General features: G+C 60.9%; 22 protein-coding genes. 13 read left to right on the forward strand and 9 right to left on the reverse strand.

The genetic code is table 11. From position 1 onward, the window contains the following. Positions 1-111: 111 nt before the first annotated feature. From ABDX87_RS26545 to ABDX87_RS26555, 3 genes are read right to left on the reverse strand one after another with little or no spacing between them, the layout of a single operon-like run. Positions 112-714, reverse strand: coding sequence for an SAM-dependent methyltransferase (locus tag ABDX87_RS26545; protein ID WP_346830564.1), 603 nt, complete (start codon positions 712-714; stop codon positions 112-114). Beyond that, positions 711-1,472, reverse strand: a complete 762-nt coding sequence (locus ABDX87_RS26550; RefSeq protein WP_346830565.1) for a PIG-L deacetylase family protein — start codon at positions 1,470-1,472, stop codon at positions 711-713. The genes ABDX87_RS26545 and ABDX87_RS26550 overlap by 4 nt, the downstream gene beginning before the upstream one ends. Then, positions 1,469-2,500, reverse strand: coding sequence for an acyl-CoA dehydrogenase family protein (locus ABDX87_RS26555; protein ID WP_431061184.1), 1,032 nt, complete (start codon positions 2,498-2,500; stop codon positions 1,469-1,471). The genes ABDX87_RS26550 and ABDX87_RS26555 overlap by 4 nt, the downstream gene beginning before the upstream one ends. A gap of 270 nt (positions 2,501-2,770) precedes the next feature. Here ABDX87_RS26555 and ABDX87_RS26560 point away from each other — a divergent pair, with 270 nt between their 5' ends. From ABDX87_RS26560 to ABDX87_RS26570, 3 genes are all read left to right on the forward strand, one after another. Further along, positions 2,771-3,148, forward strand: a complete 378-nt coding sequence (locus ABDX87_RS26560; protein WP_346830566.1) for a DUF2946 family protein — start codon at positions 2,771-2,773, stop codon at positions 3,146-3,148. Between the two features lie 140 nt (positions 3,149-3,288). Next, a complete protein-coding gene (locus tag ABDX87_RS26565; protein WP_346830567.1) occupies positions 3,289-3,897 on the forward strand; it encodes an SCO family protein in 609 nt (202 codons plus the stop codon). Continuing rightward, positions 3,897-4,382: a copper chaperone PCu(A)C gene (locus ABDX87_RS26570; protein WP_346830568.1), complete on the forward strand. Its 486-nt coding sequence runs from the start codon at positions 3,897-3,899 to the stop codon at positions 4,380-4,382. The genes ABDX87_RS26565 and ABDX87_RS26570 overlap by 1 nt, the downstream gene beginning before the upstream one ends. Positions 4,383-5,387: 1,005 nt before the next feature. On the opposite strand, the gene ABDX87_RS26575 is transcribed toward ABDX87_RS26570, so the two are convergent. From ABDX87_RS26575 to ABDX87_RS26590, 4 genes are all read right to left on the reverse strand, one after another. Further along, positions 5,388-6,662 carry an Nramp family divalent metal transporter gene (locus ABDX87_RS26575; protein WP_346833623.1) on the reverse strand — a complete coding sequence of 425 codons (1,275 nt, stop codon included), beginning with the start codon at positions 6,660-6,662 and terminating at the stop codon, positions 5,388-5,390. Between the two features lie 146 nt (positions 6,663-6,808). Beyond that, positions 6,809-7,474, reverse strand: coding sequence for a glycosyltransferase (locus ABDX87_RS26580; protein ID WP_346830569.1), 666 nt, complete (start codon positions 7,472-7,474; stop codon positions 6,809-6,811). A gap of 312 nt (positions 7,475-7,786) precedes the next feature. Next, the gene (locus ABDX87_RS26585) at positions 7,787-8,350 is read right to left on the reverse strand and encodes a type 1 glutamine amidotransferase domain-containing protein (RefSeq protein ID WP_346830570.1); all 564 of its coding nucleotides are present in this window, start codon (positions 8,348-8,350) and stop codon (positions 7,787-7,789) included. Between the two features lie 140 nt (positions 8,351-8,490). Then, positions 8,491-8,826 (reverse strand): hypothetical protein, encoded by a 336-nt coding sequence (locus tag ABDX87_RS26590; RefSeq protein ID WP_346830571.1) that lies wholly within the window; start codon positions 8,824-8,826, stop codon positions 8,491-8,493. Between the two features lie 501 nt (positions 8,827-9,327). Here ABDX87_RS26590 and ABDX87_RS26595 point away from each other — a divergent pair. The 9 genes from ABDX87_RS26595 (at position 9,328) to ABDX87_RS26635 (ending at position 19,094) form a co-directional block, all read left to right on the forward strand. Further along, positions 9,328-10,065, forward strand: a complete 738-nt coding sequence (locus ABDX87_RS26595) for a hypothetical protein (protein ID WP_346830572.1) — start codon at positions 9,328-9,330, stop codon at positions 10,063-10,065. A gap of 454 nt (positions 10,066-10,519) precedes the next feature. Beyond that, positions 10,520-13,369: a multicopper oxidase domain-containing protein gene (locus ABDX87_RS26600; protein ID WP_346833624.1), complete on the forward strand. Its 2,850-nt coding sequence runs from the start codon at positions 10,520-10,522 to the stop codon at positions 13,367-13,369. 38 nt (positions 13,370-13,407) lie between these two features. Beyond that, complete coding sequence (locus ABDX87_RS26605) at positions 13,408-14,433, forward strand: SCO family protein (RefSeq protein WP_431061283.1); 1,026 nt, start codon at positions 13,408-13,410, stop codon at positions 14,431-14,433. 136 nt (positions 14,434-14,569) lie between these two features. Continuing rightward, entirely contained in the window at positions 14,570-15,652 is a 1,083-nt protein-coding gene (locus ABDX87_RS26610; RefSeq protein ID WP_346830573.1) for a glycoside hydrolase family 3 N-terminal domain-containing protein, read from the forward strand. A 101-nt stretch (positions 15,653-15,753) separates the two neighbouring features. Next, on the forward strand, positions 15,754-16,161 hold the full coding sequence (locus ABDX87_RS26615) for a hypothetical protein (protein ID WP_346830574.1): 408 nt from the start codon (positions 15,754-15,756) through the stop codon (positions 16,159-16,161). Positions 16,162-16,266: 105 nt separating this feature from the next. Beyond that, entirely contained in the window at positions 16,267-17,031 is a 765-nt protein-coding gene (gene tam, locus ABDX87_RS26620) for a trans-aconitate 2-methyltransferase (protein WP_346830575.1), read from the forward strand. A gap of 12 nt (positions 17,032-17,043) precedes the next feature. Next, a complete protein-coding gene (locus tag ABDX87_RS26625; RefSeq protein WP_346830576.1) occupies positions 17,044-17,547 on the forward strand; it encodes a cupin domain-containing protein in 504 nt (167 codons plus the stop codon). A 142-nt stretch (positions 17,548-17,689) separates the two neighbouring features. Continuing rightward, on the forward strand, positions 17,690-18,475 hold the full coding sequence (locus tag ABDX87_RS26630) for a sulfite exporter TauE/SafE family protein (RefSeq protein WP_346830577.1): 786 nt from the start codon (positions 17,690-17,692) through the stop codon (positions 18,473-18,475). Positions 18,476-18,521: 46 nt separating this feature from the next. Continuing rightward, a complete protein-coding gene (locus ABDX87_RS26635) occupies positions 18,522-19,094 on the forward strand; it encodes a GNAT family N-acetyltransferase (protein WP_346830578.1) in 573 nt (190 codons plus the stop codon). Positions 19,095-19,163: 69 nt separating this feature from the next. Here the strand turns inward: ABDX87_RS26635 and ABDX87_RS26640 are convergent, their stop codons facing one another. Continuing rightward, positions 19,164-19,493 carry a hypothetical protein gene (locus tag ABDX87_RS26640; RefSeq protein WP_346830579.1) on the reverse strand — a complete coding sequence of 110 codons (330 nt, stop codon included), beginning with the start codon at positions 19,491-19,493 and terminating at the stop codon, positions 19,164-19,166. 653 nt (positions 19,494-20,146) lie between these two features. Here ABDX87_RS26640 and ABDX87_RS26645 point away from each other — a divergent pair. Further along, positions 20,147-21,130 carry a threo-3-hydroxy-L-aspartate ammonia-lyase gene (locus tag ABDX87_RS26645; RefSeq protein WP_346830580.1) on the forward strand — a complete coding sequence of 328 codons (984 nt, stop codon included), beginning with the start codon at positions 20,147-20,149 and terminating at the stop codon, positions 21,128-21,130. 80 nt (positions 21,131-21,210) lie between these two features. On the opposite strand, the gene ABDX87_RS26650 is transcribed toward ABDX87_RS26645, so the two are convergent. After that, positions 21,211-22,512, reverse strand: a complete 1,302-nt coding sequence (locus tag ABDX87_RS26650; protein WP_346830581.1) for an MFS transporter — start codon at positions 22,510-22,512, stop codon at positions 21,211-21,213. Positions 22,513-22,529 lie beyond the last annotated feature (17 nt).

The following is a 22,529-nucleotide window of genomic DNA, read 5'->3' on the forward strand; positions in this document are numbered from 1 at the left end:
GTCATGTGGCCCGCACTATGTGGGATGGAACAAGCGGCAGTTGGTTTAAATAATTACGCGCCTACCAGACCAACGGCCTGATGGCACGGTGCTTACAGACGTGTCGGCGCGTTACTGGCAAACCTTTTCCGAGAGATCAATGCCGCCCGTGTGATGGCTCCACATCTCCAGCAGAAAATCCGTTTCTTCGTGCCGCAGCGTGCGCATCAGCGGCAGGTGTCGGGTGAGCAGGGCGTGAGCGTCCGCACCGTGCATGGGACAGCCGTCGATCGGATGCAACCAGTGGCACGCCAGCACCGCCCCGTCCGGTGTCAACGAGGCGGCAAGGCGTTCGATGACCTCGACGAACAATGCAGGCTCCAGGTAATACGCCCATTCGCTGATGACGATCAGATCAAACTGACCCTCGGGCCAGTCGCCCGGCAGGCATCCCTCGACGACCTGCGCGCCTTCGTACTGGCGCAGCCGCGCACGCGCCAACTCGACCGCGCGGGTGCTCATGTCCATACACAGCAACTGGTCGCAGCGCTGCGCCAGACGCAGGCTTAATTCGCCGTTCGCACACCCCGGCTCGAACACGCGCGCGTAGCGCTGACGAGGCAGGGCAGCAAGGGTGAGGTCGCGTTTACGCTGTTCGTACCAGCGGGTGCGAAAGGCCCACGGGTCATCGCTGTCGGCGAACAGTTCGTCGAAATAGTCGGCAGGCAGGCTCACAGGAACACCAATTCGAAAGGTTGAAGCAGTCGCTCCAGGGTGTCGGTGTCAAGCACGGGCGCGGCGCCGGTGCTGACATCATCGTGTAACTGGCTGGCGTGGGCGTTGATTGCCCGGCGCTTGCGTTGCAATTGCGCGTCGCTGAGCATGAATTTGCGCGCTTGCTGCCAGGGAATCCGCGGGTCGTTGGGTTCGGCCCAATGCCAGGCCCATACCGGAATCTCCAGCAAGGTGGCGCCCGTGTTCGCGACGGCCTGCGCAGCACAGTGACCGACGGCCTCATGGTCACAGTGGCCGTCGTGTCGCCACGTAGTGACGACCACGTCGGTCGGGCGCAAATCCTCGGTGAGCAGCGCGATCAAGGCGTCAGCGCGGTCGGCGACCTGACCGTCGCTCATCCCCAGCCTCTGCCAGGCGAGTCGCGGCAGATCGAAGCCAAGGGCGGTGACGGCCCGTTCGCTTTCCCGACGCCGTTCGGTACGCAGGCGCGATCGAGGCCATTGCGCGGAGTCCGGGTGGCTGCCCTCGCCATCGGTCACGGAAATCAACTGCACGTCTTCCTGCCGGTTGGCCATGGCTGCGAGCAGTCCGCCACAGGCCAGCACCTCGTCGTCGGGGTGAGGGGCCAGCACCACCAGTCGCGCTCCCGGTGGGACCAACTCGTCAATATCGATGGGGCGAACGCCGCTCAGCGCCACGCTGTTGCGCCATTCGCTCAACGGTGTGCCGCTGACGCCAAAAGGGGCTGTCTGACTCATAACGACCAATCCTCGGTTGTGCTGTGGGTCAGGAGTTGACCCAATTGCGCCAGATCCCGTTCCGCGTGGCTTTGCCGGATGAACACCGGCAGGTCCACGGCCAGGCGCGCAAAATGCGGATCGCGGCAGAACGGCGTCGCGCCCAGCGCACGGCCGACATGGCGACACACCTGTTCGACGGCCATTTCGACCTGGGCGCGAACCCGTTGCACGGGCAGTCGAGCGTCGTCAAGCGGGTGCGCATCGATCCATGCGGCACATTCCCTTAGGGCTGCAGAGGCACCCAACAGCGCGGCGTCCACCGACCCCAGATGCGCGTCGGCATGCGGATCAGCGCGGCCCTGCTGACGTTGCCGGTGAAGGGATCGCGCGAGCGTGACGGCCGCGCCATACCAAGACGCCGCGATCCCCGCGCCGCCTTGCCAGAAACCTGGACGCTCCAGATAAGCGCCGGATTCTCCGATGCAGTGACCTGTTGCGTGCTCAAAGTGAACATCGACGCTTGCCGTGCTGCCCATGCCCACCGCCTGCCAGCCTCGCGCATCGATGCTGATCCCGGGTTCATTGAGGCGTACAGCAATCAACTGCGGTTGATCCTGTTCGGTCCAGGCGGTGATCAGTGCGTAGTCGATCTGTTGTGCGCCGGAACACCAGGCCTTGGTGCCGTTCAGACGAACGTTATCGCCTTGTCGCTCACTGACGATGACCCGCGCCGTCGGCGGTTCGGCGGCCCAGACACCCCAGATGCCGGGATCGGGAAACGGCTCACCGCCGAGTTCTTGAAGGATGGCCAGTGCGTCGGTATGACCCTCGTAGAGTTTCAGCAACGCCAGGTCAATTCCAGCCACGTGAGCCAACTGCCGCCATCGAACCAATGTTTCTCCACCGCCCGGAAGCGGTAAGCGGTCCAGACCGCGCGCGATGCACACGCGCATCGCTTCGCAGAGTCGTTCGTCGGTCATGGGGGCATTGGGACGGCGGGCGAAAGCGGCCAGCACCGATTCAAGGCCTTCTACGTCATCTCGCATATTCAGTGTCTCCGCCAGGTTCAACGTCGACGCGAGGTGCGTGCGCTGTTCATGAAAGCCTGCTCATGAATGAGGCATCTGAGGGCGGGAGGGGTTCAAAAAATTCGATGACGGCGGCTGCTCTGATGGGGGCTGCTCCGTATGGCAGGTGCGTAATAGCGTATTTCGTCGAGGTCCCTGAAGAACGGAATGCGCCTGCGCGGTTTTGTCGCACCCGGCAGTCCGGCCCATGCGAATGCCATGGGACGTGACAAGGTAGAATGGCCCCCCATGAAATTCGTCCGAACCCACCAATCGCTCATTGCCTGGATCATGTACGGCCTCGTCCTGTTCAGTGGGCTGGTGTGCAGCCTGAGCCACGGGCAGATGCTGCGCGCGTTCAATCAGCTCAGCGCGGGCGTCGACTGCAGCGAGCATCACGAGCGCTCGGGGCACATGGACATGGCGCAGATGGGCGACCACGCCCAATTGATGAAACTGTCGATGACCGATTGTGCGTTTGCCGGCACGGTTGCAGTGTCGCTGGTGTTCTTCATCGGTCTGAGCTGGCTGATACGCCGTACGCATAATGGCGTTCCACGGTCCGATTACCGGCTGCGCAGGCCGCCTCGACAGACCTTTCCCGGAATCTCCCCGCAGGCGCCCTGAGCGCGCGGCGGCAGTAAAACCGGGGTATTTAGCGTTCGTCCCTTCTTCGCCGTTCCCGGCAGGGCGCTCCTGTCGGGGCGAGAAGCGAGACGAGTCAAGGCCGGCGTTGGCGCTGGCTGCTGCTTCAGAGAGTTCGTCACATGAATGATTTACTGACCCGCCGTCAGGTGGTCACGGGTCTGGGGCTGTTGGGCCTTGGGCTTCTCGCGGGTTGCGATGGATCGACCACTGCGCTCGATTTCAAATACGGCAAGGATCTGAGCAACAAGATCATGGGCCGTACCTTCAAACTCACCGACACCCACGGTGAGGTCAAGACGCTTTCCAGCTATCGCGGACTGATGCCGGTGGTGTTCTTCGGCTTCACCCAGTGCCCGTCGGTCTGCCCGACCGCCTTGGCGCGTGCGGTTCAGGCCAAGAAGTTGATGGGCGAAGACGGCAAGACCATGCAAGTGATCTTCATCACCGTCGACCCCGAACGTGATACGCCCGAGATACTCGACGCTTACGTCAAACAGTTCGATCCGAGCTTTGTGGCCCTGCGCGGCACGCTGGAACAAACTCAGGCCGTGGCCAAGGAATTTGGCGTGTTCTACGAAAAGGTCCCGGTCGGCGACACTTACACGATGTCCCACACCGCCACCAGTTTCGTGTTCGATTCGCGCGGTAACCTGCGTCTCGGCCTGTCGCCTTCGCTCTCCGCCAAACAATGCGCGGAAGATCTGCTCACTGTCATGGAGGTCTGCTGATGACTGCTCTGTTTTCCAATGCTGTCCGGGCTGTGGTGGTGTCGCTGTTGGCGGGCGGCAGCCTGTCGGCCATCGCACAAACCAAAGTGGAAGACGCCTGGGTGCGCACCTCTGTGCCAGGTCAGCCGTCCTCGGGCGCGTTCATGCGCGTGACCGCCGACAGCGACAGCAAGCTGCTCAGTGTCAGCTCGCCGGCCGCCAAGGACGTGCAGATTCATGAGATGAGCATGACCAACGATGTGATGCGCATGGGTCCAGTGGATTCGGTGGCATTGCCTGCCGGCAAGACCGTCTCGCTTGACCCGGACGGGTACCACGTGATGCTCATGGGGCTGGTCAAGCAGATCAAGGAGGGCGATCGGGTCCCGCTGACCCTCACGGTCGAGAACGACAAGGGCGTGCGTGAAACCATCGAGGTGCAAGCCCCCGCGCGCGCAATGATGGAAAAGATGGACATGGGCCACGATCACGACGCCATGAAGTGAAGTCAACCTGGAGGTGCCGGTTGCAATGACCGGCACCAATTTTTGGCGCAAATACGTCCTGTCAGTGGACGTTGAAGTGTCAGCTCCACCGCATTCGCGAGCAAGCTCCCTCCCACCGTATAAGCGTCTTCGTCAAATCGTCAGAACGACACGAACCCTGTAGGAGACGTCCGAGGTTACGAGGGCAGCGAATGTGGAGTGTCAGTCACCGTTGATGCTGCTGACCCACCGCATTCGCGAGCAAGCTCGCTCCCACCTTACTAGCGTCCTCCTCAGATCGTCAGAACGACACGGACCCTGTGGGAGACGTCCGAGGTTACGAGGGCAGCGAATGCGGAGTGTCAGTCACCGTTGATGCTGCTGACCCACCGCATTCGCGAGCAACCTCGCTCCCACCTTACTAGCGTCCTCCTCAAATCGTCAGAACGACACGAACCCTGTAGGAGACGTCCGAGGTCACGAGGGCAGCGAATGCAGAGTGTCAGTCACCGTTGATGCTGCTGACCCACCGCATTCGCGAGCAAGCTCGCTCCCACCGTATGAGCGTCCTCCTCAAGTCGTCAGCACGACGCGGACCCTGTAGGAGACGTCCGAGGTCACGAGGGCAGCGAATGCGGCGGGTCATCCAATGGTGATGTCGCTGACCCACCGCATTCGCGAGCAAGCTCGCTCCCACCTTACTAGCGTCCTCCTCAAATCGTCAGAACGACACAAACCCTGTAGGAGACGTCCGAGGTTACGAGGGCAGCGAATGCGGAGTGTCAGTCACCGTTGATGCTGCTGACCCACCGCATTCGCGAGCAAGCTCACTCCCACCATATGAGCGTCCTCCTCACGTCGTCAGCACGACGCGGACCCTGTGGGAGACGTCCGAGGTTACGAGGGCAGCGAATGCGGTGGGTCATCCACGGGTGATGTCACTGACCCACCGCATTCGCGAGCAAGCTCGCACCCACCGTATGGGCGTTCTCCTTACGTCGTCAGAACGACACTGATCCTGTAGCCTCACGCCCGAAACATCCCCACCAGCAGCACCAGATTCAACCCGATGATCAACAGCGCAATGGCGCAGGACAACGTCGTCAACACCGGGCCGGTCACGAAACTCCCCATCAGCTTACGGTCCGACACGAAGCGCACCAGCGGCACGATGGCGAACGGCAGTTGCATCGACAGGATAACCTGGCTGAGCACCAGCAGTTTGGCAGTGCCTTCGGCGCCGTACAGGCTGGTGACCACCACCACGGGGATGATCGCCAGGCCTCGGGTCAGCAGGCGGCGCACCCAACCGGGGAGTTTGAGGCTAAGAAAGCCTTCCATGACGATCTGCCCGGCCAGCGTCGCGGTGACCGTGGAGTTAATGCCTGACGCCAGCAGCGCCACCGCAAACAGCGCTGAAGCGATCCCCACCCCCAGCATCGGCGACAGCAGGTGATAGGCCTCCTCGATTTCCACGACATCGGTCTTGCCGGCCTTGTGAAACACCGTCGCGGCAGTGATCAGGATCGCGGCATTGACGAATAACGCCAGCGTCAGGGCGATGGTGCTGTCGGTGACCGCCCAGCGCAGGCCGATCCGGCGGCCTTCGTCGGTGCGTGGGTAAGCACGGGTCTGGACGATGGAGGAGTGCAGGTACAAGTTATGGGGCATGACCGTTGCGCCGATGATGCCGATGGCCAGGTAAAGCGCAGCCGGGTTGGTCACCACCTCAGTCTTGGGGATGAACCCGGCAAACAGCTCGGCCATGTCTGGACGGGCAAGGACCATCTGGATCGCGAAGCAGCCGAAGATGATCAACAGCAGCGCAATGACGAAGGCTTCCAGCGCCCTGAATCCTCTGCCCATCAGCAAAAATATGAGGAAGACGTCGATGGCGGAAATCACCGCGCCCCACACCAGTGGGATACCGAACAGCAGGTTCAGCGCGATCGCGGTACCGATGACTTCAGCCAGATCGCAGGCGATGATCGCGATTTCGCAGGCGATCCACAATGCAATGCAGACGGGACGGCTGTAACGTTCCCGGCACGCGCGGGCCAGGTCCCAGCCGGTCACGATGCCGAGTCGGGCAGACAGTGCCTGCAAGACGATCGCCATCAGATTGGAAAACAGAATGACCGAGAGCAGCAGGTAACCGAATTGCGAACCACCCGCAAGGTCCGTCGCCCAGTTGCCCGGGTCCATGTAGCCGACGGCAACCATGTACCCAGGACCGGTGAAGGCCAGCAGGCGCTTGAACCAGTTCCCGGTCTTGGGCACGGCAACACTGGCACTGGGCATGCCGCCGCCCAACGTGTCGTCGCCGGGATTGGCCCGGTTCTTTATCGGTTGCATCAGTCGCTGTCCCGCTCAGGTGAGGGCCGCCGTGCACACGGAGAGAGGTGCCGCTGCGCGCAGTGTGCGTAGCTTCGGTTGCGTAGCTAGGGTTAGCCTAATAACGTTTGAGCCGCCAGTGAATTTAGATAATCGCCAAAGCCTTCCTTGCACCGGCAATGCTTGCGCGCGCTGGTCACGACACTGTTTCGCGCGGTCCACACAATCGCCGCGCCGGTTCGCTCCAGATCTTGAACAAGGTGCACGTCCTCATGGGCCTTCAGCGCCCTGAACCCTCCGGCACGTCGGTATGCCGCCGAGGACACACCCAGGTTCGCGCCATGAACGTGTCGGTGTCCATCAACCGGGCGGTACAGCGCGTCGTAACGCAGGCGGACCTGTTCGGAGTGTTCGGACCAGTCCCCCACCTCGACGATTCCGCATACGGCATCGACCCCGAACGCCACCTGCTCGGAGAGCCACGCATAGGGCACCACGGTGTCGGCGTCGGTAAACGCCAGCCAGCGGGCGCCTCGCTCGAGCATCAACTGTGCCCCTGCCGCGCGCGTCATGCCCACATTACGGTGTTGGCAGGCGTGCACGAGTACACCATGGCTGCGGGCAATCCGTTCGGAGTCATCGGAACAGTCATCGAGCATGATCAGGATCTCCACCGCCTCGCCCCCCAGGTCTTCGTGACCGGAAGCGGCCACCAATGACTTGATGCAGTCATCCAGAAAGTCTTCTTCGTTGTGCGCGGGGACGATGATTCCAATCATGGGCAAGTCTCATGTCGGGGCTTGCGATGATCGCGTGGGCCTATCTATCTCGACGAGCGAGTGAAACATTGGTTTCAAGTTTTTTCGTTTACGAAGACGAGTTGTCGCGGCGAGGGGGAGAATTGAAGGCAGTTGAAAAAAGTTTGAATTAGTTGCGTTCGAGCCGCTCATACACCGTGAGTGCGAGAGCTCCCCCGGTGGTCTGTACGTCGCTGTCTTCCACCGGGGTTATCGATTCCCCAAACGCATCGACGCCGCTTAAAGCGGCGTCGATGCGTTTTTCGTTTCTGCTTTGCGAACAAATTCGACGGTTCAGGCGGCCTGCAGTGATTTGCCGATGGCTTCGTTGAACGCTGGCAGGTCATCCGGGGTGCGTGAGGTGATCAGCGTCCAGCCGTTGGCCGGGCATTCTTTGACTTGCGTGTCGACCCAGTCAGCGGCGTCGGCGTTCAGCAGATCGGTTCGCACGCTGGGGTAGGAGGTCAGTGTCTTGCCGGCGATAACGCCCGCATCGATCAACAACCAAGGCCCATGGCAGATCGCGGCGACGGTTTTGCCTGCCTTGGCGAACTCGCTGACCAGACGTTGCGCGTCGCGGTCCTGGCGCAGGGTGTCAGCGTTGACGGTGCCACCCGGAATCACCAGTGCATCGAATTGATCGGCCGACAAGCCTGCCAGCGTGGTGTCCGAGGTCACGCTGGTGTCTTTTTCAGTGTCCTGGAGGAAGGTCTGGGCGGCGCCGCCCTTGATTGTCGCGTGCGTCACCGTCGCGCCCATGTCTTTCAGCGCCTGCAGCGGCTTGAGCAGCTCATCGCGCTCGATGCCGGTGTTGGCGGTGATGATCAGAACCTTCTTGCCGTTCAGTTGGCTGCTCATGATGTGATTCCTCTGTAGTGAGATTGCACCCGCTAAAACGGGTGGTGTCGGCTCTCAGAGGGAATCGAAAAAGTGAAGTTCAGCCCGATTGCATCACCGGTATCGGCGTCGATCAGACACGACCCAGAGGCAAGGCCGGTTCACAAGCACTCGCGTGCCGCTTTTTCCAGAGCACTTTGACCGAACGCCGAGGCAAGCGGTGCGCGCTGATACAGGAACACACGGGTGTTGGGGTTGCCCTTGAACACTTCGAGAATATCGTCTTGCGACAACTTGCCGGAGATCAGCAGTTTGTAGTGACCCTTGCCCTCGGCCATCGTGGTTTCAGGCCTCAGTTTTTGCCATTTAGGGAAAACGCATTGGGCATAGTCCGCGGCGGGCTTGGGGGTTTCCAGTTTGACGGAAGGATTATTCGGGGTAGAACCACAGCCCGCCAGGCTCACGGCCAGCACACTTGTCAGCAGTAAAAGACGCATCTATTTCGTCCTGAAATCAGAGAGTGAGATGACTTTAGAAGGCCGCACGCGCTAGCGCCATATCAACTCAACATCATTGATGGTCCATGCCGCGGGCATTCGGAAGTGTTTGTTCTAGTTCGACTTGATACAAAAGGCGAAGTCGGTAAACGCTATCATTTGCGCTAGCACACTTCGAGCCTGTTACGAGTGGGCGCGTATGTTGACGAGCTAATGTCCAAATGAAAAGAGCGCCACCGAAAAAATCCTCGATGACCGTTCGTAGGAGCAAATGAATATTAGCCGCCGTTGGCGTGTTCACCCCAAGAACACCGTCCGGCACTGGATGATCCAGCCGCCGGATCTCACGGTACCTGTGCGCACACGGTCTCTGGGGGCCACACGCTGTTGTCTGCGTTGTCGCGAGATGTGCTGAAGCGTTGATTGCCCTGCGGCAATGGCCTTCGTTTTGCACCGGCTCTGTTTGCGGTTTATGACCAGAACAAGAAGGTGGAGGTAGTTATGCGATTCAAACAAGCAATCCTGGCGCTTGCCATCGGTGGGGTGCTGTCGGCATCCACCGTCCTGATCCCCGATCCGATCTCCCATTCCAGCGCATACGCCAAAGATGGTGGTGGTGGTGGTGGTGGTGGTGGTGGTGGTGGTGGTGGCGGCGGCGGTAATGGCGGCGGAGGCGGTGGCAACGGAGGCGGCGGCGGAAATGGCGGTGGCGGAGGCGGTCACGGTGGTGGCGGCGGAAATGGCGGTGGCGGAGGCGGCCACGGAGGTGGCGGTAACGGTGGTTCCGGCGGCGGCAGTGGCGGTGGCGGCTCAGGTGGTTCCGGCGGCGGCAACAGTGGCGGCGGTGGCAACAGCGCTGGCAACGGTCACGGCGGCAACGACCACGGCAATGATCACGGTGCTCGCGGCGATGACCATGGCAACCACGACGCGGGCCATCGCGGCGAACACGCACAAGCAGGCGATGATCATGGGGGTGTCCACCGGTCTGGAGAAATCGGCGACGACCATGGCGTCCACAGGGCGGGCGAGGTCGGCGATGACCACGGCGTGCACAGGGCCGGCGAAATCGGCGATGACCACGGCGTGCACAGGGCCGGCGAGATCGGCGATGACCGTGGCGTGCACAGGGCCGGCGAAATCGGTGATGACCGGGGCAACCATGCTCTGGGCGAAGTAGGAGACGATCGCGGCAATCATGCCAGAGGTGAGCCAGGCGACAACCGCGGCGGTGCCTGAGGTGTAAGGATCGGACCGGGCGAAGCCGCGAGTGTCGGCTTCCCGGGCCGGTCATGACCCAGTCGAGTCCCCAACATCTTGTGAATTTCCCCATGTCTGCGGGGCCTTGTCCCCGCAGCGAACAACGACCATGCCAACTCCCATTCTTAAATCGTTACGACTTTTTTCGGTGAAAACCGCGCCGTAGCTGCGTCGGCTTGCCATCGTTTTGCCTTTATCACGTCGTGCTTCAACTCTGGCAAGGGATTTGCCCCTTCACCCACTACCTGCAGGCGCTTCTCCGTGCGACGGGCCGCAACAAGCCGTCGATGCGCAGCGCTTAACCAGGGCAGTCGGATGAAACACAAATGCCCCTGTGCATGAGTTGAAGGTGAATCACATGAAACAACCTGCGCGTTTAAAGTTTCCCCCCATCCACGGGTTTCAGCTTTTGCGCGGATCGTCCGCGGTATTGATGGCCCTGACCATGGGTCTGACCGGTGTCCAGGCCGGGCCGATCGACAACGAAGATCAGCCGCCTCCCACCGACCCCTCGGCCTACTACGACCCTCCCGCCGATCCGGCCGCTGCACTGAATAATCTGCTGACACTGCCGGAAGCCAATGAAGGCGCTATCGATCTGCCGAACGATGTAAAAGGCACGCGTGCCACCACGAGGATCGAAAACGTCTTGCCGCCATCGGCGCAAACCAGCTTCAACTTTCCCACCAATGGCAAGCCGAGCCCGTTGTTCGGCGCACAGCCCTTCACCCAGCCGGTGTTGCTGTTCGAAGAGTTTGGCCCGACCAAACTCGACCCGACCGCCTCGCCGTCGCTGATCCCGTTCCCGGTGCCGACCCTCGGCCCAGGCCCCGCGCAGGATCCTACCAACGTCGCTCGCAGCGGTCCTTCGCCTGACGCACTGGCAGCGTTTCTCGCGCAACCGGGTCTGACGCCGTTCCCGACGCAGTTTGCCAACTCGCTGGACCGCAACCCGTGGCAGGCACAGATTCAGGATTTCCTGAACCGTCGCGTGGACGCGCCCGCCGAAGGGCGTCCGCCAGGAAAAGGCTGGTCACATCAGCGCTGGAATGAGTTCTACCCGCAGATCGCCTACAAGACCGTGCAAACCGGCGCTCATTCCAACAGTGGGTTTCGGGATCACCTGCAGTTGCACGATTACAAGGGCGGGGAGTGGGGACCTGGCGGGTTGAATTACTACCCGGATGGCAGCACCAACCACGGCGGTACCGCCAGTGGCATCGGCGTGCGTATTCACCCGTTGATGCCGATTCAGGAGCACAACTCGGTGTGGACGTTCGACGGCACGCTGCCGCCCAAACTGCTGATGGTGCGTTACGGCCAGCCTGTGTTGATGCGTCACTACAACGGCTTGCCGATCGATCCGTCGGCCAATAAAGGATTCGGTCTGCACACCATTTCCACCCACGAACACAATGGCCACAACCCGGCTGAAAGTGACGGGTACGCCAACGCGTTCTTCTTTCCGGGGCAGTACTACGACTATCGCTGGCCGATGCAATTGGCGGGTTACGACACCATTAACACCAACGCCAAGGACCCTCGCGCAGCGTTTCCTTGCGCGCCAGGTGAAACCCTGTGGGTCAACGACGATTCACCGGGCCTGAAGACCTGTGATCACGGCACGATCAAAATCCGGGGTGACTGGCGCGAAACCATGAGCACCCACTGGTTCCACGACCACATGATGGATTTCACCGCCCAGAACGTCTACAAGGGCAACGCGGCGATGATGAACTACTACAGCGCCCTGGACCGCGGTAACGAAGCCATCGACGACGGCGTCAACCTGCGTTTCCCCAGTGGCTCGACCCTGGCGTGGGGTAACCGCGATTACGACGTCAACCTGACGGTCGCCGACAAAGCGTGGGATCAGGCCGGGCAACTGTGGTTCAACCCGTTCAACACCGATGGCTTCCTCGGCGATGAAATGGTCGTGAACTGGGGCTACAAGCCTTACCTGGACGTGCGCGCCCGCAGCTACCGTTTTCGCATCCTCAACGGCTCGGTTTCGCGTTACGTGAAGATCGCCGTGGTGCGGGAAATCAAAGGCAACGGCGGTGAGTTTCCTGGTCCGAAAGACTCTGGCGTGTCCTACGCCCGTGTGCCTTTCCACATGATCGCCAACGACGGCAACATCATGGAACACACCGTGCCCTTTGACGGCACCATGGACCTGGACGGTGACGGCGACCTGAAAAACAACTTCGGCATTCTGCCGACCCAAGGCATCGCCGAACGCTACGACATCATCATCAACTTCTCGAAAAACGGCATCAAGGCGGGTGACAAGCTGTACTTCGTCAACGTCATGGAACACGAAACCGGCAAAGGACCGAAAGGCGAAGTGCCGCTGGCAGACGTGTTGTCCGAGAAATACCTGGCCGTCATCAAGCAAGGCAGCAAGGGGCCGCAGTGGGACAAGGGTGATCCGGTGGTGGGCAAGTTCATGCAGATCAACGTCAAGCCTTATACCGGGCAGGACCTGAGTATGGATCCGGTGGCGTACGAGCCGGCCAAACCGGGCAAGCCTGAAGGCAAGACGATGATTCCGCTGACCCTGCACCGCGACAACGCCGCTGACATCGCGCTGTTGGGCCAGGCACGCCATCGCACCTTTATCTTCGGTCGTTCCGACGGCACGGATTCGGTGCCATGGACCATCAAGACCGATGGCGGTCTGGGATTCAACATGGACCCACGCAGACTGTCTGCCGGTATGCACCTGGCCAACGGCCCAGAACCGGCGGGTTATCAAGGCACCGGTACGCTGGAAGTCTGGAAAATCCAGAACGGCGGCAACGGTTGGACTCACCCGGTGCATGTGCACTTCGAAGAGGGGATCGTCCTGAGTCGCGGCGGCAAGGCGCCACCTGAGTGGGAAAAATGGGCGCGCAAAGACGTCTACCGCATCGGTACCGACAGTGGCGACAACGTCGAGATGGCAATCCATTTCCGCGAATTCGCCGGGACCTACATGGAGCATTGCCACAACACCCAGCATGAAGACAACTCGATGCTGCTGCGTTGGGACATCGAACACCCCGGTCAATTCCAGCTGATGCCAACGCCGCTGCCCACTTGGGATGGCGTGGGGTATGTCGCTTCCGCGGCGTTGCCTACCTACCACGACGGTGATGGCAGCGGTCCTACGGTCAAGCTGGCGGCAGCGGTGACCACGCCCAGCAACTCGGGTGGTTCAACGTCGGGAGGTGGCGGCTCGGGTGGGTCGGGCTCTGGCGGATCGGGCTCCGGCGGATCGGGTTCCGGTAAAGGCAAATAGCGATCCGAGGGGTCGGGGAGGGTGACGTCATGTTCCAGATGCTTCGCAGCGCGGCCATTGCAGTGACCGTATCGATGATCGCCATGGTCTGGGGCAGTCTTCCCGGTGTGGCCGGTGAAACACCTTCGGCCACACCGTGGGGGCAAGACTTCTTTCCCAACACGGCATTGATCAATCAGGACGAACAGCCGGTGCATTTCTACGACGACCTGATCAAGGGCAAGGTGGTGGTGATCAACTTCATCTTCACGTCGTGCACCGACTCCTGTCCGCTGGAGACCGCGAGGCTGCGCCAGGTACAGAGGCTATTGGGCGACCGGGTCGGCAAGGACGTGTTTTTCTACTCGATCAGTATCGATCCCGAAACCGACACGCCAGCGGTGCTCAAGCAGTACGCCGCCAAGTTCAAGGTGGCGCCGGGCTGGCAGTTTCTGACCGGCAACAAGGACGACATTGTGGAACTGCGCCGCAAACTGGGGTTGTTCATCGAAGGCGTCGACAACGGCAGGACCACGGACCATAACCTCAGCTTGATCGTCGGCAACCAGACGACCGGGCGCTGGATGAAGGCCTCGCCGTTCGAGAACCCCTACATCCTGGCGGATCAACTGGGCAACAGTCTGCAGAACTGGAAAGTTGCCAGCGAACATCTGGACAGCTACGCGAATGCGCCTGACGTGCGTGCGCCGAGCCTGGGTGAACAGATCTTTCGTACCCGTTGCAGCGCCTGTCACACCTTGGGGCATGAAGGGGAGGAAGCAACCGGCTTGCGGGGCGTCGGACCCGATCTGCTCGGTGTGACCCGTCAACGCGACGGCTTGTGGCTGGGGCGCTGGCTCAAGGAACCGGACGTGATGCTGGCCGAGAAGGATCCGCTGGCCATGAGTTTGTACGAGGCCTACAACAAGGTGGCGATGCCCAACCTGCGGATGGCCGACAATGACATCGCCGAGGTCGTGCGGTACCTGGAGGAGGAGACGGACCGTCAGCAGCCGGTGACTCACATGGCAGGGGATGACCTGCATGCCGGGCACGCAGGTCATGAGGGGCATCATATGCAATGAGCTGTTTGCCTGGAGGGCCGTTGCCGGTCTGCTCGTTGTTGTTCGGTTTTAAGCGTTCATCGCGCACTGCTCGTTGACATTGCTCGTTTAGCGGATAAAGTGAGCGTAAACGAGCAATCGAGCACTGGGTGAATAAATGTCAAACCAACTGCAACGCGCCGCCTATTCAGTCCTCCTGCCAGCGTTTTCCGGACTGGAACTGGACGACACCGTGCGCCGTTATCTAAGCCGGGGCGGGGTGTCGATCCTGCTGGGTGAGACCCGCGATGAGTACCTGGCGCGCAACATGAGTTTCGAGCGGCGTCGCTCCGAGACTCATGCGCACTTCATGGGCATCGCCGAACAGGCTGCTGCCTGCGCGGACTCGCCGGTGCTGGTGGCAGTGGACCAGGAGCTGGGCGGCATCCAGCGCCTGCACCGGCTGGTGCCTGGCATGCCGTCGGCCGATGCGCTGAAAGGCATGAGTGCCGATGTGATTGAAGCGCGCAGCTACGAGATGGCCAGTTCGGCGCGGGTCATGGGTGTGAATCTGTTCCTGGCGCCGATTGTCGATGTGGTGACGGGCGTCAATCCGTGGTTGCACCATCGTAACCTGGGGCCAGACCCGGCCGAGGTCTCGCGTATTGCCTGTGCGTTCATTCGCGGCGTGCAGCGGGCCGGTGTCATTGCAACCGCCAAGCATTTCCCCGGTCATTACCAGACCGAGCACGACCCAGCAGTGGCGCGCGCAACCGTGCCCGGTCCGGTTGACGCGCTGGAGGATGGCCTGGATGTGTTCCGTCAGGTGATTGCGGCGGGCGTTCAGGCCGTCATGCCTGGACCGGCGGTGTTTCCGGCGCTGGATCCGTCGCAATCGGCAAGCACCTCGCAGAGAGTCATTGGCCTGTTGCGTGACACGCTCGCATTCGACGGCCTGATCATTTCCGATGACCTGGATGCAGTGTCGATTCTGCGTGACAACAGCATCACCGAAACCGCCGTGACCGCCTTGAAAGCGGGCGCGCACCTGTTGCTGGTGTCGAGCGAGTCGGGTCTGGACGGCATTGCCCAGGCAATCGTTGATGCCGTGGAAAACGGCGAGCTGGATCGACAGCAACTGCTCAATGCAGCGAACAGGGTCCGCCATCTCGCGCAGTCTTCCCGAGCGCAGGTCGAGTCCGGTTTGTATGTGTCGTACCCGATTTCCGGCGGTCATCTGACCCGTCGGGTGCCGCTGTGAACGAGGGGCAGCAAGACACCGGTTTGCGGTAGGCAGGAGCAGGGTTGCGCTGCACAATGCACCCACGCCAAAAGACCTCACCTGCCAAGAGTCTGCTGCCCATGTTCACACCTCTTACCTATGCACACCTGCTGCAAGTCGCTCGTCGTTCCAGTGCCGTGACTCAACCCTGTGCCTGCCTGGCCAAATCCTTCGCGGGATGGGAAGGGCTGCCGGTCTCGATCAAGGAGAGGCAGTTGCGTGAAATCGGCTCCTTGATCGCCGCCGAGGAAGAAGACCTGACCCTGAATGAATACCACCCGGGCGGGACCTCTTATTGGTCCGAAAAGGCGCCCATCGCTCCGCAATTCTTTCCCTACAACCGCTGCAAAGTCTGTGAGTGCGTGGACTGCGGCCGCGTCTATTTGCGTTACGCGGAAGCCGGGGCCTACCACATCGAGCAGCGTATTCGCAGCCTGGATCCGGCACTGATGGTCGATGTGGCGTTCGAAGGGGTCGGGCGTGCCTGAGGTTGCGTGGCGTCGCTCAATTTGACGCGCCGCTCTTCATTTGTGCTCCGCCAACGCAGGCTTTAACCTTCGCGGCATGCCTTTCACCACAAAAGGAAACGCCTGATGAGTTGGTCAGCGAAGCAGTATTCGATGTTCGAGCAGCAGCGCACCCGTCCGGTCCGCGATCTGGTGGCAGCGATCCCGACCCGGGACGTGAAGACGGCGATCGATCTGGGCTGCGGCCCGGGCAACTCCACCGAGGTGCTCGCTGAGCGTTTCACCGGCGCGCAGATTACCGGCATGGACAGCTCCGACGACATGCTCAAGGACGCCCGTCAGCGATTGCCAAACCTGAGCTTCGAGCTGGCTGACATTGGTCGCTGGAACCCGCCGCAGGCGTACGACGTTATCCTCGCCAACGCCTCCTTGCAGTGGGTGCCTGACCATGCGCAACTGTACCCGCGTCTGGTCAGCCGGCTGAATCCGGGCGGTAGCCTGGCCGTGCAAACCCCGGACAACCTTGATGAGCCGGCACACCGACTGGCGCGCGAGATCGCCGCGAACGGCCCGTGGGCGGACAAGATTGCCTCGGTCAAACACCCTGACCGGCATCCAGCGGCCTATTACTTCGAGCTGCTGCAACCGCACTGCGCGGATGTCGATGTCTGGCGTACGACCTATCATCACCCGTTGGCGGGCGGCCATGCCGCTGTGGTCGAGTGGTTCAAGGGCTCCGCGCTGAGGCCCTATCTGCAAAAGCTGGATGAGCGCGAGCAAAAGGCCTTTCTCGACGCGTACCTGATGGCGATCAGTCAGGCCTACCCAGCGCTGGACGACGGCACCGTGCTGTTGCCGTTCCCGCGTTTGTTCATCGTTGCTGTGCGCTGAGTGGAGCTTGCCATGACCGATGCCGAAAGCCCGCTGGCCTCGCGCCTGATTCGCAACTTCAACGACGTGCCCTTGCAGGACGAGCGGCGCGAGCCGCTTTATCAAAGTCAGTCGGCGCGCCTGGGTACGGGCACGGCGGCGCAGAAGCTGGGGGCGTCGGTGGACATCGTTCCTCCCGGCAAGCGTTCATGCCCTTACCACTTTCATTACGCGCAAGAGGAGATGTTCGTGGTCGTCGAAGGCCAGGGCACGCTGCGGGTCGCCGGGCAGATGCTGCCGATTAAAAGCGGCGACGTGATCTTCATTCCTCCTGGCCCCGAATACCCGCACCAGCTCATCAATACCTCGAGCGCGCCGCTCAAGTACCTCTCCATCAGCACCCGAGAAACGCCCGAAGTCTGCGAGTATCCCGATTCCGGCAAATATCAGGCGATGGTAACGATTAACGGGGCCCGGGCATTCACGGCGGTGCATCGTCCGCAAACCCGCCTGGATTATTGGGAAGGCGAGCCCTGATCTTCACACGTTCATGTCCTGTTGTTTGTGTAAGAGCGATTGGTTATAACGATAGATCGTTTCGGTCTACTGTCTTTATAAGAAAGGTCGCTATCCTGCGCGCCAGCTTTTTTTCGCAGTTGCGCATTCGTTAGGCATGACAATGGATTTTGGCAATATAGGTTTCGTCGTTGCAGGTTTGCTGGTCGGGTTCATTGTCGGCATGACAGGTGTCGGAGGCGGCTCGCTGATGACCCCGATCCTGCTGTGGTTCGGAATCAATCCGGCCACGGCCGTGGGCACCGATCTGCTGTACGCCGCCATCACCAAGAGCGGTGGCGTTCTGGTGCACAAAAAGAACGACAACATCGACTGGGGCATCACCGGTTGGCTCACGCTTGGCAGTGTCCCGGCTGCGGGGCTGACCCTGTGGTTCCTCAGCAGCCTGCACACCGCGCCTGAGGCAATGAACTCGGTGATCAAACAGGCGCTCGGTTTTGTGCTGCTGCTGACCGCGCTGGCCATCTTCTTCAAAAAGCGCTTGCTCGTCTTCGCCCACCGTCATGCCGGTGATCACTATCGCCTGAGCGACAAGAGTCTCAATACCTTGACCGTGGTGACGGGCGTGGTGCTGGGTGTCATGGTCGCGTTGACCTCCATCGGCGCGGGCGCGCTGGGCACCGTCGCGTTGTTCATCCTCTATCCTTTCCTCGACACACGTCGACTGGTCGGCACCGAGATTGCCCACGCCGTTCCCCTGACCCTGATTGCCGGGCTCGGTCACGCCAGCATGGGCAACATGAACTGGTCGATGCTGGGCTTTCTGTTGATGGGGTCGCTGCCGGGCATCTATATGGGCAGCCATCTCACGGGCCGAATTCCAGACGCCATCCTGCGTCCGTGCCTGGCCGTGATGCTGATTGCCATCGGCTACAAACTGGCGTTCTGAGTCGGGCCTCGCTGCCCTCGGTTGTAGCCTTTAGGAGACCTGATGGATGGAGATCATCGCCGAGCCCCAACTGATTCGCCTGGTCACAGAACGTCTTGTCCTGCGCCCGGCCCTGGGCGGTGATGCAGCGCAGATCCAGGCCTACAACATCAGCAACCGCAAGCATTTGCAGCCGTGGCAGCCAACGCGTCCTCCGGGTTTTTACGCGATCGAGAACATCATTCGTCGCATCAGTTTCATTGAGCACGAACGGCTCGCCGGACGCGGCCTGCACCTGTTGATCTGTGAGCGGGACAGTGGCGAGTTAATCGGAGAGTGCAACTTCAGCAACATCGTCCTCGGCGTTTTCCAGGCCTGTCATCTGGGCTATTCACTGGCTGAGCATGCACAGGGCAGGGGGCTGATGACGGAGGCGCTGCGCAACGCCATTGCCTACGTGTTCGAGGACCTGCAGTTGCATCGGATCATGGCCAACTATCGGCCCGAAAACGAACGCAGTGCACGGGTGCTGTCAGGACTGGGGTTCCAGCGGGAAGGCTTTGCCCGTTCCTACCTGAAGATCAATGGTGAGTGGGCAGATCATGTGCTGACGGCGCTGGTGAATCCCGTTCAGCTGTAGTGGTCACCTCTCATCAATACGCCGGGGATCATTCGGTCATACGAATGATCCCCGGCGCACGGTGACTCATCAGCAGAGCTTGTCGATAACGCGCAACCCAGGCTCCTTCTGCGCGCTGCCCCATTCACTGCTCAGGGTGTCGAGTACCTGACCAAGGAACTGCTTGTCGGCGGCAGCCTTCTTGCCGACGTAGCCCTGGCCCTTGCGGTACATCTTCAATCGCGCACGCATGTGCGGGTGTTGTTCGTCGAACTGTTGCTCCTCGGTGCACGCACCCAGGCCGTCCATATGCACATCACCTTTCTCACAGACCCAGAGAATATGGCTATCGAGGGAGTCCTTCTGCGCCGCGAACAGTCGAGCCAGTTGATCAATAGTAGGTTGATTGTTCAGATTCATGATCGGATACCCCTTTGTGCCTATTCGTTAATCTATCTGGTTAGTTCAAACGTAATGGCGAATCGTCCATCGATCCGCAGTCCTTTCCATCGCTGACAAACAAGGTCCGTCGGTACACAGAGCCGGTGCCGGGCGTTATGGATGTAGTGGAGAGAAGAGGCTGCTACGGAATGAGTCGATCCAGAGGAGAGAATCAGCGGGCGTCATGAGGACACTGGCGACGATGCGTGGTCGACCACAAGTGTCATGAGGACGTTTCGCCAGCGCTCGGCCTATGGGTCGATCATGCCGGTTCAGCTTCGTCAATCTGCCTTGTGGGCAGCACACATCCAGAGGATGTTCGACGGCTACGTCGAACGGGCCCGGAATACTTTTGCCAGCTCTCCCGATCGGGGAGACGCTTGAACTATGCCGTTACGAAAAAGCTTCGTCAACCATTTTGTAGTGAATATTTTCGCTCGCTACATATTTTGTAGTTTCAATACACAAAGGTCGATTCGTGACTACAAAGTCAGTGAAATCGGGGCTCTTAAAGGCACGGAAAGCTGTCTGGGGAAAATCAACAGGCGCGGAAGATTGCGTGTCAGGGCGAACTCGATACACAGTAACCGGTGCACCTGCCTGCTGACTTAACCCTACCTTTGAGGATGAATATGGATACCCTCGCCATTTCGACCCCCGTACTACCCAGCTATGACGACGTAGTCGCTGCCGCCAGACGCATTGAAGGCCACGCCCACAGGACGCCGGTCCTGACCTCGCGCACGGCGAACCGCGAGCTGGGCGCCGAGGTGTTCTTCAAGTGTGAAAACTATCAGCGGATGGGCGCCTTCAAGTTTCGTGGCGCTTTCAACGCGTTATCGAAGTTCGACGCCACGCAACGCAGGCACGGCGTGGTCGCATTTTCCTCCGGCAACCATGCGCAAGGCATCGCACTGTCGGCTCAACTGTTAGGCATTCCGGCCACCATCGTCATGCCCCACGATGCACCGGCTGCCAAGGTCGCCGCGACGAAGGAGTATGGCGCGACGGTCGTGGTCTACGACCGCTACACCGAAGATCGCGAGGCGATCGGGCGGCAACTCGCTCAGGAGCATGGCCTGACCTTGATCCCGCCTTACGATCACCCGGACATCCTTGCCGGGCAGGGTACGGCAGCGAAAGAACTGTTCGAAGAGGTCGGCGCACTGGACACGCTGTTCGTTTGTCTGGGGGGCGGTGGGTTGCTCAGCGGGTCGGCGTTGGCGACGCGCGCGCTGGCACCCGATTGCAGGTTATACGGGGTCGAGCCCGAAGCCGGGAACGACGGTCAGCAATCGCTGCGCAGCGGGAGCATCGTCAAGATCGACACGCCGAAAACCATCGCCGATGGCGCGCAAACCCAGTACCTGGGCAATTACACCTTCGGCATCATCAAGCGCGATGTCGACGACATTCTCACCGCCAGCGACGCGCAATTGGTCGAGGCCATGCGTTTCTTCGCCGAGCGCATGAAAATGGTGGTTGAGCCCACCGGCTGCCTGGGATTTGCAGCCGCGCGCGCCATGGCGAGCGAACTGAAGGGGCAGCGGGTCGGTGTGATCATCAGCGGCGGCAACATCGATCTGAACACTTACTCCAAGCTGCTGACGCGCTAGCCCTCGCAGCGCGAGCGAAGTGTCTGTGGCGGCCAGCGGCAACGGCTGGAGCGCGTTGCCGCTGACGCGCCGTGCGACGATCAGGCGGACTTGGCCACCCAGGCTTTCTGACGACGGTACAACACCAGTGTTGCCGATAGACCGCAGACTGCAGCGAACATCAGCCAGTAAGCCGGGGAAGCCTTGTCGCCAGTGGTTTGTACCAGGAACGTCGACATGGCCGGTGTGAAGCCGCCGAAAATCGCCGTGGCCAGACTGAATGCCAGTGAAAAGCCTACTACTCGCACGTTCTGCGGCATGACTTCGGTCAGCGCCGCCACCATCGCACCGTTGTACATCCCGAAGAAGAACGAGAAATACAGCAGAACCACCAGCAAGCGTTCGAAGCTGGCCGCTGCCGCCAGCCAATGCATGGCCGGGTACGCGGTGAAGATGCACAGCAGCGAGATGCCCAAGAGCAAAGGGCGGCGGCCGATACGGTCGGAAATCGCGCCACCGATCGGCAACCAGATGAAGTTGGTGAGCCCCACGAACAGCGTCACGATCAGGCTGTCAGTGGTGCTCAGGTGCAGCACGGATTTGCCGAACGTCGGGGTGTAAACGGTGATCAGGTAAAACGTCGTCGTGGTCATTGACGCCAGCAGTCCGCCGGCGAGCACTGTGCGCCAGTTGTCGCGCATCGAGCGGAACACCTCACGGGCGCCTGGGTGATGCGTGCGGGCCTTGAACGCCTCGGTTTCCTGAAGTGAACGACGAATCACGAAGATGAACGGGATGATCACGCAGCCGATGAAGAACGGCACGCGCCAGCCCCACGCAGCGATCTGGGTGGCGTCCAGCCAGGTATTGATGCCGTAGCCCAACGCCGCTGCGAGGATGATCGCGATCTGTTGACTCGCCGACTGCCAACTGGTGTAGAAGCCGGTACGGCCCGGCGTGGCGATTTCCGCCAGGTACACCGACACTCCGCCCAGCTCGGCCCCTGCCGAGAATCCCTGCAACAGACGCCCCAGCAAGACCAGAAAGGGCGCCGCCAGACCGATGCTGGCGTAGCCAGGCACCAATGCAATCAGCACGGTGCCGCAGGCCATGATCGAGAGCGTCACGATCAGCCCCTTGCGACGACCGACCCTGTCAATGTAAGCGCCCAGGATGATTGCGCCGAGCGGTCGCATGAGGAAACCCGAACCGAACACGGCGAAGGTCATCATCAGCGAGGCGAATTCGCTGGTCGCCGGGAAAAAGGTCTGGGCGATGTACGTGGCGTAGAAGCCGAACAGGAAGAAATCGAACTGTTCGAGAAAGTTGCCGCTGGTGACCCGAACGATGGCGGCGAATTTCGCCGCTCGCGGTTGGGGCGTTGGAGGTGTGGTATTCGTCATGGCTTCGGTGCGCTCGA

Source organism: Pseudomonas abietaniphila, assembly GCF_039697315.1.
GTDB lineage: Bacteria > Pseudomonadota > Gammaproteobacteria > Pseudomonadales > Pseudomonadaceae > Aquipseudomonas > Aquipseudomonas abietaniphila_B.

Excerpts from the sequence above, each read along its gene's own strand:
- ABDX87_RS26550 (WP_346830565.1), bottom strand. The coding sequence starts at position 1,472 with ATGAGTCAGACAGCCCCTTTTGGCGTCAGCGGCACACCGTTGAGCGAA.
- ABDX87_RS26555 (WP_431061184.1), bottom strand. The coding sequence starts at position 2,500 with ATGCGAGATGACGTAGAAGGCCTTGAATCGGTGCTGGCCGCTTTCGCC.
- ABDX87_RS26560 (WP_346830566.1), top strand. The coding sequence starts at position 2,771 with ATGAAATTCGTCCGAACCCACCAATCGCTCATTGCCTGGATCATGTAC.
- ABDX87_RS26565 (WP_346830567.1), top strand. The coding sequence starts at position 3,289 with ATGAATGATTTACTGACCCGCCGTCAGGTGGTCACGGGTCTGGGGCTG.
- ABDX87_RS26570 (WP_346830568.1), top strand. The coding sequence starts at position 3,897 with ATGACTGCTCTGTTTTCCAATGCTGTCCGGGCTGTGGTGGTGTCGCTG.
- ABDX87_RS26575 (WP_346833623.1), bottom strand. The coding sequence starts at position 6,662 with ATGCCCAGTGCCAGTGTTGCCGTGCCCAAGACCGGGAACTGGTTCAAG.
- ABDX87_RS26580 (WP_346830569.1), bottom strand. The coding sequence starts at position 7,474 with ATGATTGGAATCATCGTCCCCGCGCACAACGAAGAAGACTTTCTGGAT.
- ABDX87_RS26585 (WP_346830570.1), bottom strand. The coding sequence starts at position 8,350 with ATGAGCAGCCAACTGAACGGCAAGAAGGTTCTGATCATCACCGCCAAC.
- ABDX87_RS26590 (WP_346830571.1), bottom strand. The coding sequence starts at position 8,826 with ATGCGTCTTTTACTGCTGACAAGTGTGCTGGCCGTGAGCCTGGCGGGC.
- ABDX87_RS26595 (WP_346830572.1), top strand. The coding sequence starts at position 9,328 with ATGCGATTCAAACAAGCAATCCTGGCGCTTGCCATCGGTGGGGTGCTG.
- ABDX87_RS26600 (WP_346833624.1), top strand. The coding sequence starts at position 10,520 with ATGGCCCTGACCATGGGTCTGACCGGTGTCCAGGCCGGGCCGATCGAC.
- ABDX87_RS26605 (WP_431061283.1), top strand. The coding sequence starts at position 13,408 with ATGCTTCGCAGCGCGGCCATTGCAGTGACCGTATCGATGATCGCCATG.
- ABDX87_RS26610 (WP_346830573.1), top strand. The coding sequence starts at position 14,570 with ATGTCAAACCAACTGCAACGCGCCGCCTATTCAGTCCTCCTGCCAGCG.
- ABDX87_RS26615 (WP_346830574.1), top strand. The coding sequence starts at position 15,754 with ATGTTCACACCTCTTACCTATGCACACCTGCTGCAAGTCGCTCGTCGT.
- tam (WP_346830575.1), top strand. The coding sequence starts at position 16,267 with ATGAGTTGGTCAGCGAAGCAGTATTCGATGTTCGAGCAGCAGCGCACC.
- ABDX87_RS26625 (WP_346830576.1), top strand. The coding sequence starts at position 17,044 with ATGACCGATGCCGAAAGCCCGCTGGCCTCGCGCCTGATTCGCAACTTC.
- ABDX87_RS26630 (WP_346830577.1), top strand. The coding sequence starts at position 17,690 with ATGGATTTTGGCAATATAGGTTTCGTCGTTGCAGGTTTGCTGGTCGGG.
- ABDX87_RS26635 (WP_346830578.1), top strand. The coding sequence starts at position 18,522 with ATGGAGATCATCGCCGAGCCCCAACTGATTCGCCTGGTCACAGAACGT.
- ABDX87_RS26640 (WP_346830579.1), bottom strand. The coding sequence starts at position 19,493 with ATGAATCTGAACAATCAACCTACTATTGATCAACTGGCTCGACTGTTC.
- ABDX87_RS26645 (WP_346830580.1), top strand. The coding sequence starts at position 20,147 with ATGGATACCCTCGCCATTTCGACCCCCGTACTACCCAGCTATGACGAC.
- ABDX87_RS26650 (WP_346830581.1), bottom strand. The coding sequence starts at position 22,512 with ATGACGAATACCACACCTCCAACGCCCCAACCGCGAGCGGCGAAATTC.